This is a genomic window from Pseudomonas protegens, from assembly GCF_003363755.1.
Taxonomy (GTDB): domain Bacteria; phylum Pseudomonadota; class Gammaproteobacteria; order Pseudomonadales; family Pseudomonadaceae; genus Aquipseudomonas; species Aquipseudomonas danubii.
Map to the genome: position 1 here is coordinate 5,288,434 of NZ_CP031396.1, position 12,952 is coordinate 5,301,385.

The 12,952-nt window shown below is 62.7% G+C and carries 14 protein-coding genes; 5 read left to right on the plus strand and 9 right to left on the minus strand.

The window, feature by feature from the left end:
• The first annotated feature begins 11 nt into the window (after nt 1-11).
• Nucleotides 12-446: a MarR family transcriptional regulator gene (locus DWF74_RS23910; RefSeq protein ID WP_102864082.1), complete on the plus strand. Its 435-nt coding sequence runs from the start codon at nt 12-14 to the stop codon at nt 444-446.
• Between the two features lie 96 nt (nt 447-542).
• Here the strand turns inward: DWF74_RS23910 and DWF74_RS23915 are convergent, their stop codons facing one another.
• Nucleotides 543-2,732, minus strand: coding sequence for a patatin-like phospholipase family protein (locus tag DWF74_RS23915; RefSeq protein ID WP_102864081.1), 2,190 nt, complete (start codon nt 2,730-2,732; stop codon nt 543-545).
• A 72-nt stretch (nt 2,733-2,804) separates the two neighbouring features.
• On the opposite strand from DWF74_RS23915, the gene DWF74_RS23920 reads away from it, so the two are divergent.
• The gene (locus DWF74_RS23920) at nt 2,805-3,092 is read left to right on the plus strand and encodes a SelT/SelW/SelH family protein (protein ID WP_102864080.1); all 288 of its coding nucleotides are present in this window, start codon (nt 2,805-2,807) and stop codon (nt 3,090-3,092) included.
• Here DWF74_RS23920 and DWF74_RS23925 read toward each other — a convergent pair.
• Both DWF74_RS23925 and DWF74_RS23930 read right to left on the minus strand, forming a co-directional pair.
• Nucleotides 3,086-3,979, minus strand: a complete 894-nt coding sequence (locus DWF74_RS23925) for a DMT family transporter (protein WP_102864079.1) — start codon at nt 3,977-3,979, stop codon at nt 3,086-3,088. The two genes, DWF74_RS23920 and DWF74_RS23925, sit on opposite strands and share 7 nt — an antisense overlap.
• A 229-nt stretch (nt 3,980-4,208) precedes the next feature.
• Nucleotides 4,209-5,018: a helix-turn-helix transcriptional regulator gene (locus tag DWF74_RS23930; protein WP_102864078.1), complete on the minus strand. Its 810-nt coding sequence runs from the start codon at nt 5,016-5,018 to the stop codon at nt 4,209-4,211.
• Nucleotides 5,019-5,150: 132 nt separating this feature from the next.
• Here DWF74_RS23930 and DWF74_RS23935 point away from each other — a divergent pair, with 132 nt between their 5' ends.
• Nucleotides 5,151-5,972 (plus strand): UDP-2,3-diacylglucosamine diphosphatase, encoded by an 822-nt coding sequence (locus DWF74_RS23935; protein ID WP_102864077.1) that lies wholly within the window; start codon nt 5,151-5,153, stop codon nt 5,970-5,972.
• 136 nt (nt 5,973-6,108) lie between these two features.
• On the opposite strand, the gene DWF74_RS23940 is transcribed toward DWF74_RS23935, so the two are convergent.
• Nucleotides 6,109-6,420 (minus strand): DUF962 domain-containing protein, encoded by a 312-nt coding sequence (locus DWF74_RS23940; RefSeq protein ID WP_025132224.1) that lies wholly within the window; start codon nt 6,418-6,420, stop codon nt 6,109-6,111.
• 158 nt (nt 6,421-6,578) lie between these two features.
• Here DWF74_RS23940 and DWF74_RS23945 point away from each other — a divergent pair, with 158 nt between their 5' ends.
• Nucleotides 6,579-7,640 (plus strand): AraC family transcriptional regulator, encoded by a 1,062-nt coding sequence (locus DWF74_RS23945; RefSeq protein ID WP_102864076.1) that lies wholly within the window; start codon nt 6,579-6,581, stop codon nt 7,638-7,640.
• Here the strand turns inward: DWF74_RS23945 and DWF74_RS23950 are convergent.
• Entirely contained in the window at nt 7,597-9,051 is a 1,455-nt protein-coding gene (locus tag DWF74_RS23950) for a TrkH family potassium uptake protein (RefSeq protein WP_102864075.1), read from the minus strand. The genes DWF74_RS23945 and DWF74_RS23950 overlap by 44 nt on opposite strands.
• Nucleotides 9,052-9,173: 122 nt before the next feature.
• Here DWF74_RS23950 and DWF74_RS23955 point away from each other — a divergent pair, with 122 nt between their 5' ends.
• Nucleotides 9,174-9,740: a nitroreductase family protein gene (locus tag DWF74_RS23955; RefSeq protein ID WP_102864074.1), complete on the plus strand. Its 567-nt coding sequence runs from the start codon at nt 9,174-9,176 to the stop codon at nt 9,738-9,740.
• 81 nt (nt 9,741-9,821) lie between these two features.
• On the opposite strand, the gene DWF74_RS23960 is transcribed toward DWF74_RS23955, so the two are convergent.
• From DWF74_RS23960 to DWF74_RS23975, 4 genes are all read right to left on the minus strand, one after another.
• Nucleotides 9,822-11,162, minus strand: a complete 1,341-nt coding sequence (locus DWF74_RS23960) for a sensor histidine kinase (protein WP_102864073.1) — start codon at nt 11,160-11,162, stop codon at nt 9,822-9,824.
• Nucleotides 11,163-11,229: 67 nt separating this feature from the next.
• Nucleotides 11,230-11,667 carry a Spy/CpxP family protein refolding chaperone gene (locus DWF74_RS23965; RefSeq protein WP_102864072.1) on the minus strand — a complete coding sequence of 146 codons (438 nt, stop codon included), beginning with the start codon at nt 11,665-11,667 and terminating at the stop codon, nt 11,230-11,232.
• A 143-nt stretch (nt 11,668-11,810) separates the two neighbouring features.
• On the minus strand, nt 11,811-12,488 hold the full coding sequence (locus DWF74_RS23970; protein ID WP_102864071.1) for a response regulator transcription factor: 678 nt from the start codon (nt 12,486-12,488) through the stop codon (nt 11,811-11,813).
• Nucleotides 12,489-12,495: 7 nt separating this feature from the next.
• Complete coding sequence (locus tag DWF74_RS23975; RefSeq protein ID WP_102864070.1) at nt 12,496-12,906, minus strand: translation initiation factor 2; 411 nt, start codon at nt 12,904-12,906, stop codon at nt 12,496-12,498.
• Nucleotides 12,907-12,952: the final 46 nt, after the last annotated feature.

The window sequence follows — 12,952 nt, forward strand, 5'->3', positions numbered from 1 at the left end:
ATGAGTGTTTTATGCCGTTAACCGATGAACACCGTTTTGGTATGCAGCTGGCGCATATGTCTCGCGGCTGGCGTGCCGAACTGGACCGCCGCCTGGCCGGGCTTGGCCTGTCCCAGGCCCGCTGGCTGGTGCTGCTGCATCTGGCCCGTTTTGAAGACGCGCCAACCCAGCGTGAGCTGGCGCAAAGCGTTGGCGTAGAAGGGCCAACCCTGGCTCGGTTGTTGGATAGCCTGGAAACCCAGGGCCTGGTCCAGCGCCAATCGGTGGTGGAAGATCGCCGGGCGAAGAAGATCGTCCTCTGTCCTTCCGCGCGGCCCTTGATCGAGCAGATCGAGACCATCGCCACTGCCTTGCGCCATGAATTGTTCATTGGCGTCGACGACGAAGACCTGCGGGTCTGCATGCGCGTTCATGGGCGCATCCTGGCTAATCTGGAAAAATCCTGATGCCTTCAGCCGGGGTTGCCTGACCCCGGTTCGTCCTATTTTCGTGTCCCCTGAATCCTGCTGATTGCACCGTCCGGTGCGGCATTTGTGCGCCTGTCAGAAGGTTTGGCCAAGGTTCAGCGACAGGGCCTTCTGGTTGTCGTCGTTGAAGCCGTAACTGAAGTTCAATGGGCCCAGCGGGGTGTCGAAGCCCAGGAAGATGCTCGCGGCATTGATATAGCCGCTGTCGAAGGCGTTGTCGTTGTTCCACACCCGCCCGCGTTCCAGTGAGCCGCCCAGGTAGAGCGGGAAATCCAGTGGCAGGTAGGAGCGTGGTGTGAGTCGGCGAAAGTACACGGCGCGGGCCAGGGTGATGTTCTGCCCGGACAGGGCATCCTGACGGAAGCCGGACAACTGTCGTGCGCCTCCCAGGAGGAAGCTGGAGGTCACGACATCGGCATTGTCCAGGGTTCGGCCATAGCGCCCTCCCAGTACGAAGGTATTGGGGCCGCTGCTCAAGGCCTTGTCGAGCTTGAATTCCCACTGTCGGTAGCGATTGTCCGAACCCAGGCTCGGTTCGAACTGGCGCAGGGTCAGGCCGATGTCTTCACCGGAGTGGGGGAAGTAGACGTTGTCCAGGGAGTCGAAGGAGTACTGCAGCTGGTAATAACCCTCATTGAAGTTCTCGCTGGGCAGGTCGTGATCGCCGATCCGCACATCGGCCTTGCCCCAGGCCTCGCCCACACCGAAACGCACTTCGCCGCTGTTGCCGATCTGCCGCCCCAGATTCAGGCCCAGGCCGTAGCGTTCCAGGCGGTATTCGGCGATCGGATCGTTATCCAGCACTGCCTCGACATTCTGTGCTTGGGCAGCGATAAACGGCGCAATGAAATAGCGTGAACCGGCATCCAAGGGTTGATAGAACTCGCTGTAGATTTCCTGCCGGTCGCCGATCTGCACCCGGGTCAGCCATTCTGCGCCGAGGCTGTTGATACCGTTCATGCGATAGCTGGCGCCGATGTTGAAGGCGCTGTCGCCGCGCATGTCATCGGACAGGTTCAGGCCCAGGCGCAAGTAGTCAGTGCCGCTGCGCTTGCCCCGCGCGCTGATCACCAGGGTGTTGTCCTGGCCTTTGTGCACCACGCGGTATTGCACCTGTTCGAAGAAGTCCAGGCCGTACAGGGTGCCCATGTCGGTTTCCAGGCGGCCCAGGTCCAGGGGTTCGCCGATGTGTTGGCGGATGTAGTAGCGAATGACCTCATCGCTGACCTTGGAGTCGTTCTCCACCTTGATTGCGCTGATGATCGGCGTGCGCTGGCTGGGCAGGCGCGCGGCGGCCAGTTGCGCATCCTGTGGTTGGGTCGCACGCAAGCGCGCCAGGCGGGCGTCGAGGATACGGGTGGCGCGATAACCGGCGTCGATCACCTCCTGGGCTCGACCGAAGTCGGTGACGCCGAAGCTCGACAACGACGGCTGGATCAGTACGTCGTCCTTGTGCAGCGTCGCCAATTGTTCCTCGGAATTGCGCCGGGTCATCAGGGTGATGGACTGGTTGAGCACGTCGACCACGGTGTTGAGTTGCTTGCGCGAGCGCAGCGGCGTGCCGATGTCCACCACAATGGCGATGTCGACTCCCATGTCTCGGGCGACGTCCAGGGGAATGTTATCGGTCATGCCGCCGTCCACCAGTAGCCGACCATCGAGCTCCACCGGCGCAAACACTGCCGGAATCGACATGCTGGCGCGGATCACCTGGGGCAGGTGGCCCTTGCGGAACACCACCTTTTCGCCGCTGGCGATGTCGGTGGCCACGGCCCGGAAGGGAATGGGCAGCTTGTCGAAATCCCGGGTATCGCTGGCGTGCGCCAGCTTGCTTTCCAGCAGTAACGCCAGGTTCTGGCCCTGGATCACCCCCAGTGGCAGGCCCAGGCTACCGTCGTCACGGAAGCTGAGTTTCTGCTTGACCAGGAAATCCCGATCGTCCTGCTTGCGCCGGAAGGGCACGTCTTCCCGGGGCGGAGCGTCGGACAGCGCTTGCCTCCAGTCGATGTTCAGAGCCAGTTTTTCCAGCTCGTCGATCTTGTAGCCCGAGGCATAGAGCCCGCCGATCACCGCGCCCATGCTGGTGCCGGCAATCGCGTCGATGCGGATGCCTTGCTCTTCCAGGGCCTTGAGCACGCCGATATGCGCCATGCCACGGGCAGCACCTCCGGACAGCACTAGACCGATTTTCGGTCGCGGCGCTTCACTGGATTGAGCGAGCAGGGGTAGCAGGCAGAGGAACAGGCAGGACAGCAGGCGGCGCATCGTGGTTCTCGGGGACGGACGATAAAGCCGGCTATTATAGCGACGCCCTTGAACTCAGGAGTCGGCCGTACCATGACTGAACGTAAACCCGAAGTGGTCATCACCTATTGCACCCAATGCCAGTGGCTGTTGCGAGCCGCCTGGCTGGCCCAGGAGTTGCTGAGCACGTTCAGCGATGACTTGGGCAAAGTGTCTCTGGAGCCTGCTACCGGTGGCACGTTCCGCATTTCCTGCGATGGCGTGCAGATCTGGGAGCGCAAGGCCGATGGCGGTTTTCCCGAGGCCAAGGTACTCAAGCAACGGGTGCGCGACCAGATCGATCCGGAGCGCAACCTGGGCCACAACGATCGTACTCAGTGAGAGCCGGCTTCAGCCGTGGCAGCCTTGCTGCCTGAGCCCATCGACAGGCGACTTGAAACCACGATGGCAACGATGATCAAGGCTCCGCCCATCAGCATGCGCAGCGTCGGATTCTCGCCGAACAGCAGCCAGGCCACGGTGATCCCGTAGACCGGTTCCAGGGTGAAGACCACCGCCGCGGTGCGTGCCTTGATCACCGCCAGGCTGGCGACAAACAGGCTGTGGGCCAGGCCGGTGCAGAAAATCCCCAGCAGACTGATCCACAGCCAATCCATGGCCCGCACCTGGCCAAGCTCGGGGGCTGCCACCGGTAACAGGCACAGGGTGACCACCACGTTCTGGCAGAGGGCTGCCTGCACCGCAGGAATACGCCCGGAGCTGGTGCGGTTGTTCAAGGACAGCAGGGCAAACAGCAGGCCCGAACCCATGGCCCAGAGCAGGCCGGTGGTGGCCTGGCTGGCGAGGTCGAATTCCGGGGTGACCAGCACCAGGCCGATGCTCACCAGGATCACCAGCAGAATCTCGTTGACGCGGATCCGCTCGCGGAAAAGCAGGCCTTCGAGAATCACCGTAAAGGCCGGAAAGCTGGCAAAGCCCAGGGTCGCGATAGCCACCCCGGCGACCTTCACTGCCACGAAGAAGCTAACCCAGTGTCCGGCCAGCAGCAGGCCGCTGAGCAGCAGGCGTTGCCAATCGGTGGCGGCCAGTTTCTGCCAGGGGGTGTTGCTGGCCAGACGGGCGAAGACGCCCAGGGCGAGCACGGCAAAGGCTGCGCGGCCGAAGACGATGACCGCGGGCGAAGCGGCGGCGAGCTTACCGAATACACCGGTCAGGCCGAACATCAGGGCGCCGATATGCAGGGCGCCAAGGGCGGTACGCGGAGTCATCTCTATCCTTAGCCACAAGACGGGCAGTAATGGCCTTAGGCTTTGTACAAAAAGCCTTGATACTCGGTGATGCTGCGTTGAAAACGGTCTCGTGCGCGAGTCCGATCGGAATGCTCATTTACACCCCGTAAAGTCGAACGCGACCCCGGCCGTTCCTCGACCGTTTTCGCCGTGCCTGACCTTCGTCTCAACACTTTTCGTACAGAGCCTAGGCGGTAATGGGCTCAGTCTAGGGGCGGGCGACCTGTTGGTCTGTCGCGATCCTGGCGTTTTTTGTCGAGGGACTAGCGTCTGCTCCTTGGCGCAGTTGGCGCGGCGAGTGGCCGTACTGCCGCAGTATTGCTGCGGCAAAGGCACTCTGGGAGCTATAACCCACGCGGCTGGCGATTTCGCCCATGGGCAAGGCTGATCCGCGCAACAGTTCCAGGGCCATGTGCAGGCGCCGGCGTCGCACGTACTCCATGGGGCTGGCCCCGCACTCGGCGATGAACCGTGCATGCAGACGGGCAGCGGACAACCCGGCTATCTGGGCCAGGTCGGCCACCTGTAAGGGGTGGGCGGCGTGACGATCGATATGGGCATTCAGGGCGGCATAGGGCAGACGACGCTCGCCAGGCTGGCTGTCGGCGCAATGGTTGAGGCTGGCCAGTAGCAGGACTGCGCCTTGTTGGGCAATCAAGGGGTCGTCCACCGGGCTGTCCGCTAGCCAGTTGACCAGGCGGCTCTGGCTCGGCCCCAGGACCTGATGTCGAGGCGCATCGAGCAAACGCCGGCTGGCCTCGGCATGTTCGCCCAAAGACTGTTGCACCCAGCGTTCACCGGGTATGTCCAACACCAGGCAATGGCTTCCGCTGGGGCTGCCGCAGACATGTCGGGCGCCGGCCGGCACCACCACGAAGCTCTGCTGCTGCACTTGGCTGCCCTGGCCTTCGACTTCGAACTGGAGCTGGCCACGCAGGCCGAACACCAGTTGCGCATGCTCGTGGCTGTGGGCGATCAGGTCATGGGTGTAGTGGCGCAGGGTGAGGATAGATCCCATCACGGTCTCCTTGGCAGGCGGCCAGTGTACACCGGCGGTCGGAGGGCTCGCGTTGTCATCGCACTGCCGCATTTTTGTCATGGGCTATTAATCGCTGCGGCGCAAGCTCGCAAAAAATCCCGGAGAGCGTCCATGACCCATGCCGAACTCGCCAAGCCCAGCCGCAAGCAACGGGTACGGACTTTATGGATTTCCGATGTGCATCTGGGCACCCGGGATTGCCAGGCGCAACACCTGGCGCAGTTTCTCAAGGGGTATCAGGCCGACCGTATCTATCTGGTTGGCGACATCATCGATGGCTGGAAACTGCGGGGCGGCATGTACTGGCCCCAAGCCCATACCAACGTGATCCGCCGCTTGCTGACCATGAGCAAGCGCGGCACCGAGGTGATCTACGTCACCGGCAATCACGATGAGTTCCTGCGCCGTTACTCCAAGCTGATTCTGGGCAACATCCAACTGGTGGACGAAGCCGTGCACGTCACGGCTGACGGCCGCCATCTGCTGGTGATCCACGGTGACCAGTTCGACGTCATTACGCGATATCACCGCTGGCTGGCCTTTCTCGGCGACTCGGCCTATGAGTTCACCCTGACCCTCAATCGTTGGCTCAATCATTGGCGGGCGCGCTATGGCTACGGTTACTGGTCGCTGTCGGCCTACCTCAAGCACAAGGTCAAGACTGCGGTGAGTTTCATCAGTGACTTCGAGGAGGCCATTGCCCACGAGTGCGTCAAGCGTGAGTTGCACGGGGTGGTCTGTGGCCACATTCACCATGCCGAGATCCGTAAGGTGGGCGAGGTGGATTATCTCAATTGCGGCGATTGGGTGGAGTCCTGCACAGCCCTGATCGAGCACTGGGACGGCAGCATCGAACTCTATCGCCTGGCCGAGGCCCAGGCCCGGGAAGCCCAGCTCAAGGCCGAGCGCTTGAAGATGGCGGAGCCGGCCTGAGCGATGGCTTGTCGATCAGGCTTCAGGTGGGGCTGGCCTGTTCCATCGCCTTGTACAGCGACGCTCGGGGCTGGAGTCTATGCCGGCGTCCCGTCACCACAGTGGCTGTAGGGGGCGGCTTGCTGTCCGGCCGGGCCTAGAAAGGGACCTTGCCGAGAATCATGTCGCGGTACATGACGAAGTCCCCCAGCAGGCTGTAAAGCGGATGCTGGAAGGTGGCCGGGCGGTTTTTCTCGAAGAAGAAATGCCCGACCCAAGCAAAGCCATAGCCGGCAACCGGCAAGGCCAGCAGTAGCAGCCAGGCGCCTTTGCCGATGGCAAAGGCCAGGAGGAAGATCACCAGGCTGGTGCCGATGAAGTGCAAGCGACGGCAGGTGCTGTCGCTGTGTTCGCTCAGGTAATAGGGGTAGAACTCGGCGAAGCTGTTGAACTGTCGGATGTTTTCCATGGCCGCGATCTCTGTGCTTGTTGTTCGTGAGCGGATGTTCTGCGGGGAGCTTATTTGAGTCTAGAGTCCTTGGCAGCGCTGGCCAGTGACAATAGGCGCCACTTTAGTATCCTTGTGAAATTGGCCGTAGCATGCGGCTCATCATGTAAGAAATCCTCATGAGCGAACGAACGACTTCTGCGAGCTGGGCCTTGGGAATAGTCAAGGCCCTGGAGATGGACGGCCTGGATTGCCGCGCTTTGTTCCTGCAGTTAGGGCTCGACTATGGCGCCCTCGACGACCCCGACGCGCGTTTCACCCAAGACTCGATGACACGGCTCTGGCAGCGTGCGGTCGAGTTGTCCGGCAACCCTGCGATCGGCCTGAACATGGGCAAGTTGGTTCGTCCGGCGTCCTTCCATGTGGCCGGTTATGCACTGATGTCGAGCCGCACCCTGGTAGAGGGCTTTCAGCGCCTGGTGCGTTATCAACGGATCATTGCTGAAAGTGCTGACCTGAGTTTCCGTCTTTTACCTGAGGGTTATGCGCTGATTCTGACGGTGCATGGCGATCATCTGCCCCCTACCCGGCAAAGCTCCGAAGCCTCGCTGGCTTGCGCCCTGGCCTTGTGTGGCTGGTTGACGGGGCGCGCCCTGCAGCCGCGCAAAGTGCTGTTGCAAGGGCCGCAACCGCAGGATGTGCAGCCTTACAAGGACATGTTTCATGCGCCGCTGGTGTTCGCTGCGCCTTTTGATGCGCTGATTTTCGAGCGGGCCGACATGGAAGCGCCACTGCCGACTGCCAACGAGGCCATGGCCTTGTTGCACGATCGTTTCGCCGGCGAATACCTGGCGCGTTTCTCCGAGAGCCGGGTGACCCACAAGGCGCGGCAGGTGCTGTGCCGTCTGCTGCCGCAGGGCGAGCCCAAGCGCGAGATGGTGGCGCAGACCCTGCACTTGTCCCAGCGTACCTTGCAACGCCGCTTGCAGGAGGAGGGCACCAGCTTCCAGACCCTGCTCGATGACACCCGCCGCGAACTGGCCGAACAGTACCTGGCACAGCCGCGCATGACCTTGCTGGAAATTGCCTACCTGTTAGGGTTTGCCGATCCGAGCAATTTTTTCCGGGCGTTCCGTCGCTGGTTCGATGTCACGCCCGGAGAGTACCGGGCGCGGTTGCTGGCGCTGCCGGGCTCGATCAATGACGCCAGAACGCCGGAATGCACAGCACGAACACCGTGATGATTTCCAACCGGCCCAAGAGCATGCCCAGGGACAGGATCCACTTGGCAGCGTCGGGCAGGGTGGAGAAGTTGCCTGCCGGGCCAATGGTTTCTCCCAGGCCCGGGCCCACGCCGGACACGGTGCTGGCGGCGCCGGTCAGGGCGGTCATCCAGTCCAGGCCCAGCAGCGACAGGGCGAGGGCGATCATGCAGATGGTGATTGCGAAGAAGAACGAGAAGGTCAGGATCGAGCGGACGATTTCTTCGTCCAGGCGATGGCCGTTGTACTTCTGCTTGATCACTGCCCGGGGGTGGATCAGCTGATTGAGGTTGGCCTTGAGCAGAATGTACGCGACCTGGAAGCGGAAGATCTTGATCCCGCCCGCCGTGGACCCCGAACACCCGCCGACGAACCCCAGGTAAAAGAACAGCATCAGTGAGAAGTTGCCCCACAGGCTGTAGTCACCCAAGGCAAACCCGGTGGTGGTGACCACCGAGGTCACGTTCAGAGCTACGTGACGCAGGGCCTCCAGCCAGTGCAGGTTGGTGGTCCACCAGTACCAGGTGCCGAGCACCAGCCAGGTCACCAGGAGCATGCCCAGCAAGCCCTGGACCTGCTGATCCTTGATCAATGCTTTGCGGTTGCCCCGCAGGGTTGCCACATAGAGGGCGAAGGGCAGGCTGCCGAGGATCATCACCACCACCGCCACCCAGTGCACCGCCGGTTGCTGCCAGTTGGCCAGGGATTGGTCAGAGGTAGAGAAGCCCCCAGTGGAGATCGCCGACATGGCGTGGTTGATGGCATCGAAGATGTTCATCCCGGCCCACCAGAAGGCCAGGCTGCCGAAGATGGTGATGCCCACGTAGGTGGCGACAATCAGGCGCGCCACCATGTGCGAGCGCGGCATGACCTTTTCCGAGCGGTCCGAAGATTCGGTCTGGAACAGGCGCATGCCACCGATGCGCAGCAACGGCAGGATCGCCACCGCCATGCCGATAAAGCCGATCCCCCCCAGCCAGTGCAGCATCGAGCGCCAGATCAGGATGCCCGGGGACATGCTGTCCAGGCCGCTGAGCACGGTGGCGCCGGTGGCGGTGATGCCGGACATGCTTTCAAAGAACGAGTCGGTGTAACTGATGTGCTGGGTCAGCAGGAACGGCAGGGCGGCGAAGATACACACCACCACCCAGCTGGAGACCGTCAGCAGGTACATGTCCCGGGGGCGCAGGTGAATATGTTCGGGACGGCCAGGAATCACCAGAGCCAGGCCGGCGATGAAGGTGATCATGCTGGCCCAGAGGAAGGACGGCAGGTCGCCGGTGCGTTCGAAGATCACCAGTGTCGCCATCGGCACCACCATGGCGATGGCCAGGGTGATGAGGAAGATGCCGATAATGAAACCAATGATCCTTAAGGTCGGCAACGCCATGTGTTCCGCTCGGGCTGGTATGAGAAGGGCGCCCATTCTACCTGCGGTGCAGGGCATGTAAACCGGCACCCGGCCGGCAGATACCGCTAGAATAGCCGGACATTTTTTTCAGGAGGTGGCCGATGGAGGCTCTCGACGCTTTGCTCAACCGTGTTTCCGTGCCGCGCCTGGTGGAGCCAGCCCCCACAGCGCAGCAACGCGAAGCACTGTTCGCTGCCGCCTTGCGGGCGCCGGATCACGGGCAACTGCGCCCTTGGCGCTTTCTCACGGTTGAAGGCGAAGCCCGTGACCAGTTGGGTGAACTGCTGGTCGAAGCGGTACAACTGCAAGGCGGCGAAGTGACTCAGGCCGCGTTGGACAAGGCTCGGGCCATGCCGCTGCGTGCACCGCTGGTGGTCGTGGTCGTGGCACGGCTGCAGGAGCATTTCAAGGTGCCCAAGTCCGAGCAATTGCTGGCGGCGGGCTGTGCAGCCCACGGTATTTTGCTGGCAGCCTATGCCCAGGGTATCGGCGCGGTATGGCGCACGGGCGAGTTGTCCTATTCGCCCCATGTGGCCAAGGGGCTCGGCCTGGCAGACGGCGAAGAGATCATCGCCTTCCTTTACCTGGGCACGCCGCTGAACGAACCGCGGGTCGCACCGAAAGTCGACACCGCCGAGTTCGTCAGCGCCTGGACCGCCAGGGCCTGATTATCCCCTTCGAAAGCTGAGTACCTTGCGGGCAAGCCCGCTGCTGTCGAACCTCGCAGCGGCGGCTTGCCCGCGTTGCATTCAGGCCTGCACCACGGCTCCCGGGACCAGGGGCAGCTCCAGCGTGGCGACGAATCCGCCCAGGGGATGGTTGCCCAGTATCAGGCTGCCGCCGTGGCGTTCCGCTGCGCGGCGGGCGATGGCCAGCCCCAGGCCATGGCCTGGAGCACTCTGCCCAGGGGCGCGGAAGAACGGCTCTCCCAGTTGTCGCAAGTGCTCGGCATCCACGCCAGGACCATGGTCGCGCACGCTGATCTGGATCTTCTCGCCCTGGCGCAGGGCCGTGACTTCGATCGGTTGCCCGGCAGGATTGAAGCGCTGGGCGTTGCGCAGCAGGTTGTCCACCGCCCGTTCAAGCATGGTCGGCCAGCCCCGCAGGCTCAGTTGCGCTTGGGCAGTGATCTGGACCTGCTGCTCGGGACAGGCCAGTTGCGCGTCTTTTTGCAGGGCCTGCAGCAAGGCGTTGAGGTCGACATCTTCGGCGCTGGCGTTGTCCGCATCGACCCGAGCCAGCACCAGGATCTCGCTGATCAGCGCCTCCAGACGATCACATTCCCGTGTCAGGCGTGGCCAGAGTCTCTCCCGTTCTTCGGGGGCGGCGCGCTCCGCCAATGCCAGGGCAATACGCAGGCGCGCCAGGGGCGAACGCAGTTCGTGGGAGACATCCCTGAGCAGTTGGCGCTGGCTGCCGATCAGGCTCTGCAGGCGTGAACCCATGCGGTTGAAGTCTCGGGCCAGCACGCCGAACTCGTCACGGCGATTGGCCAGGCGCGCCAGGCTGTTCTGCTGATAGGTGGCCTGGCCAAGGTCGTGAACCGCGCCGCGCAGGCGGCTCAAGGGGCGGGTGATGGACAGGGTCACCAGCAGGCTGAACAGGGTCAGCACCACCAGGGCAATGGCCAGGGCGCTGAGGGGCCAGGTCAGGCTGTCGCGATGCCAGGCATCCAGTTCCGGATGGGGGATGCGGTAGATGAACAGGTAGGTGTCGCCGGTGGTCGGGCTGGTGTATTCCGCTGTCAGGCGGCGCCAGGGCAGGTGGCGGTCATCGTTGTTCTGCCGGGCTTCGAAGGCAGCCGCGCGGCGCGGGAAAGTCCCGCGTACCACCGGGTCGCCGCTCTCGTTGAGTACCTGAACATCGATGTGGTACTGGCGCTTGCGCTGCTGGAGGATGTCCTGGGCGGCGTCTTCGCCCTGGGTCTCGTAGGTTTGCGTCCACTGTGCGGTGAGGCTGTTGAGCCCCGGATGGCGGCTGAGAATCCAGGCGTCCTGGTTGAGCATGTGCCCAAGCAGGATCGACAGTCCTGCAACCAGGGTGATGGCCAGCCAGAAACTGGCCAGGATGCGCCAGAACAATGAACGCACAGGAACTCCTCGAACGCGAAAGCCCAGTGGGGGAGGCCACTGGGCTATTAGGGTGAACGCTAACGCATTATTGCGCTTTTTGCGGTTGTTGCGCTTTCCAGGCCTTGAACTGGGCCCATTCGGCGCGACGTTCCTCTTGTTTCTTGACGATGGCGTCGAACTCTTTCTGTTGTTCGGGCTTGAGCAGGGCGCGGATGTCGGCCTGGGTTTTCTGCTGTTTGGCGGCCAGTTCATCCTTCATGGCTTTCTGGTCTGCCGGCGAGAGTTTCTCCAGGTACTTTTCCACCACGGCCTTGCGGTCGTGCATTTGCTCACCCATCAGTTTGCCGATCTGCTGACGCTGTTCACGGCTCAGGTCCAGTTCGCTGAAGGGGCCTTTGCCGCGCATGTGTTCGCTGTGCCGAGGGCCGTCCATCGGACCCATCGGGCCGTTGCCTTCAGGCATGGCCATGGCCACGGTTGGCAGGGCGGCGGCGAACATCAGGGCGATCAGGGTCTTGCGCATGGTGTGTCTCCTTGTCTCATTCCCGGTAAGTTCCGGATGAGTTCAGGTTACCCAGATCAAGGTCAGCGGCAGTCAGCGGAGGGTAAAGCTTGGGTAAAGAAGGTATTTCCGGGCCCTGACAAATGCGCCAGGGCACATTGCAATCACAGGCTGTAGTAATAGCCGCGGCTGCGCAGGGCGACGATTCGTGGGCGGCCGTCGGGGTGGGGGCCGATCTTCTTGCGCAGGTTGCTGACGTGCATGTCCAGGCTGCGGTCGTACAGGGTCAGCTTGCGGCCCAGGGCGATCTGCGCCAGCTCCTGCTTGTCCAGGGGCTCGCCAGGCTGCTTGAGCAGGGCTTCCAGCAGGCGGCTTTCGGAAACCGTCAGGGTGATGTCCTGTTCGTCGATGTTGACCACGCCGCGCACTGGGCTGAAGCACAGATCGCCCAGCTCCATCTGGCTGGAGGTGGCCACCGGGTGGCTGCGGCGCAGCACGGCGCGCAAGCGGGCAGTGAGTTCGCGAGGATCGCAAGGCTTGGCCAGGTAGTCGTCGGCGCCCAGTTCCAGGCCGAGGATTCGGTCCAGGGGCTCGCCCCGGGCCGAGAGCATCAGTACCGGCAGGTCGGGGTGGTCGTTGCGCAGTTGCTTGAGCAGCTCCAGGCCGCTGCCGTCGGGCAGCATCACGTCCAGGACTACGGCAGCCGGGGCCATTTCCGACAAGGCCCGGCGTGCGCTCAGGCCATCGTGGCAGGCCCGCACTTGAAAGCCTTCCTGGCCGAGCCAGCTGCTCAGGAGCTCGCACAGCTCCTGGTCGTCATCAATCAGTAACAGGTCGCTCATGAATCACTCAATTTAGCCATTGTCGACGCTTGCGATGTCCGCCACTGGCAAAGATACCGCAGAGCAGGGCGATGAGGGCCACGCCGCCGCCGGTGACGAACCATTGCTGCTGGTCGGTCAGCAGGCGTGGCGCCGGGTTGGCCTGGGCCTCTTTGAGTTGCAGCTTGAGGCGCTGGTTCTCCTGGCGCAAGCGGGTCAGCTGCGGGCTTTCCCGTTCGGCATCGGCACTCTGCAGTTGTTTGCTCAGCTCTTCACGCAGGCGTTCGCTTTCTTTCAAGCGTTGCTGCAACTCGGTGATCTGACTGCCGGCGCTCAGGGACAGCGGCGTGGAATGGCCGGTTTCCTGGGTTTCCTCGGCAAGGGCCGGAGCCCCGATCGACAACATGACCAACAGCAGGCACAGCGGACCTTGGCGCATCGAAACTCCTGATTCCAATCGAGTGTTGGGCAGGTTGTCGGCCGTC

Coding starts and splice junctions, on each gene's coding strand:
- DWF74_RS23930 (WP_102864078.1), bottom strand. CDS start 5,018: ATGGGATCTATCCTCACCCTGCGCCACTACACCCATGACCTGATCGCC.
- DWF74_RS23975 (WP_102864070.1), bottom strand. CDS start 12,906: ATGCGCCAAGGTCCGCTGTGCCTGCTGTTGGTCATGTTGTCGATCGGG.
- DWF74_RS23955 (WP_102864074.1), top strand. CDS start 9,174: ATGGAGGCTCTCGACGCTTTGCTCAACCGTGTTTCCGTGCCGCGCCTG.
- DWF74_RS23920 (WP_102864080.1), top strand. CDS start 2,805: ATGACTGAACGTAAACCCGAAGTGGTCATCACCTATTGCACCCAATGC.
- DWF74_RS23940 (WP_025132224.1), bottom strand. CDS start 6,420: ATGGAAAACATCCGACAGTTCAACAGCTTCGCCGAGTTCTACCCCTAT.
- DWF74_RS23950 (WP_102864075.1), bottom strand. CDS start 9,051: ATGGCGTTGCCGACCTTAAGGATCATTGGTTTCATTATCGGCATCTTC.
- DWF74_RS23915 (WP_102864081.1), bottom strand. CDS start 2,732: ATGCGCCGCCTGCTGTCCTGCCTGTTCCTCTGCCTGCTACCCCTGCTC.
- DWF74_RS23945 (WP_102864076.1), top strand. CDS start 6,579: ATGAGCGAACGAACGACTTCTGCGAGCTGGGCCTTGGGAATAGTCAAG.
- DWF74_RS23965 (WP_102864072.1), bottom strand. CDS start 11,667: ATGCGCAAGACCCTGATCGCCCTGATGTTCGCCGCCGCCCTGCCAACC.
- DWF74_RS23935 (WP_102864077.1), top strand. CDS start 5,151: ATGACCCATGCCGAACTCGCCAAGCCCAGCCGCAAGCAACGGGTACGG.
- DWF74_RS23910 (WP_102864082.1), top strand. CDS start 12: ATGCCGTTAACCGATGAACACCGTTTTGGTATGCAGCTGGCGCATATG.
- DWF74_RS23925 (WP_102864079.1), bottom strand. CDS start 3,979: ATGACTCCGCGTACCGCCCTTGGCGCCCTGCATATCGGCGCCCTGATG.
- DWF74_RS23970 (WP_102864071.1), bottom strand. CDS start 12,488: ATGAGCGACCTGTTACTGATTGATGACGACCAGGAGCTGTGCGAGCTC.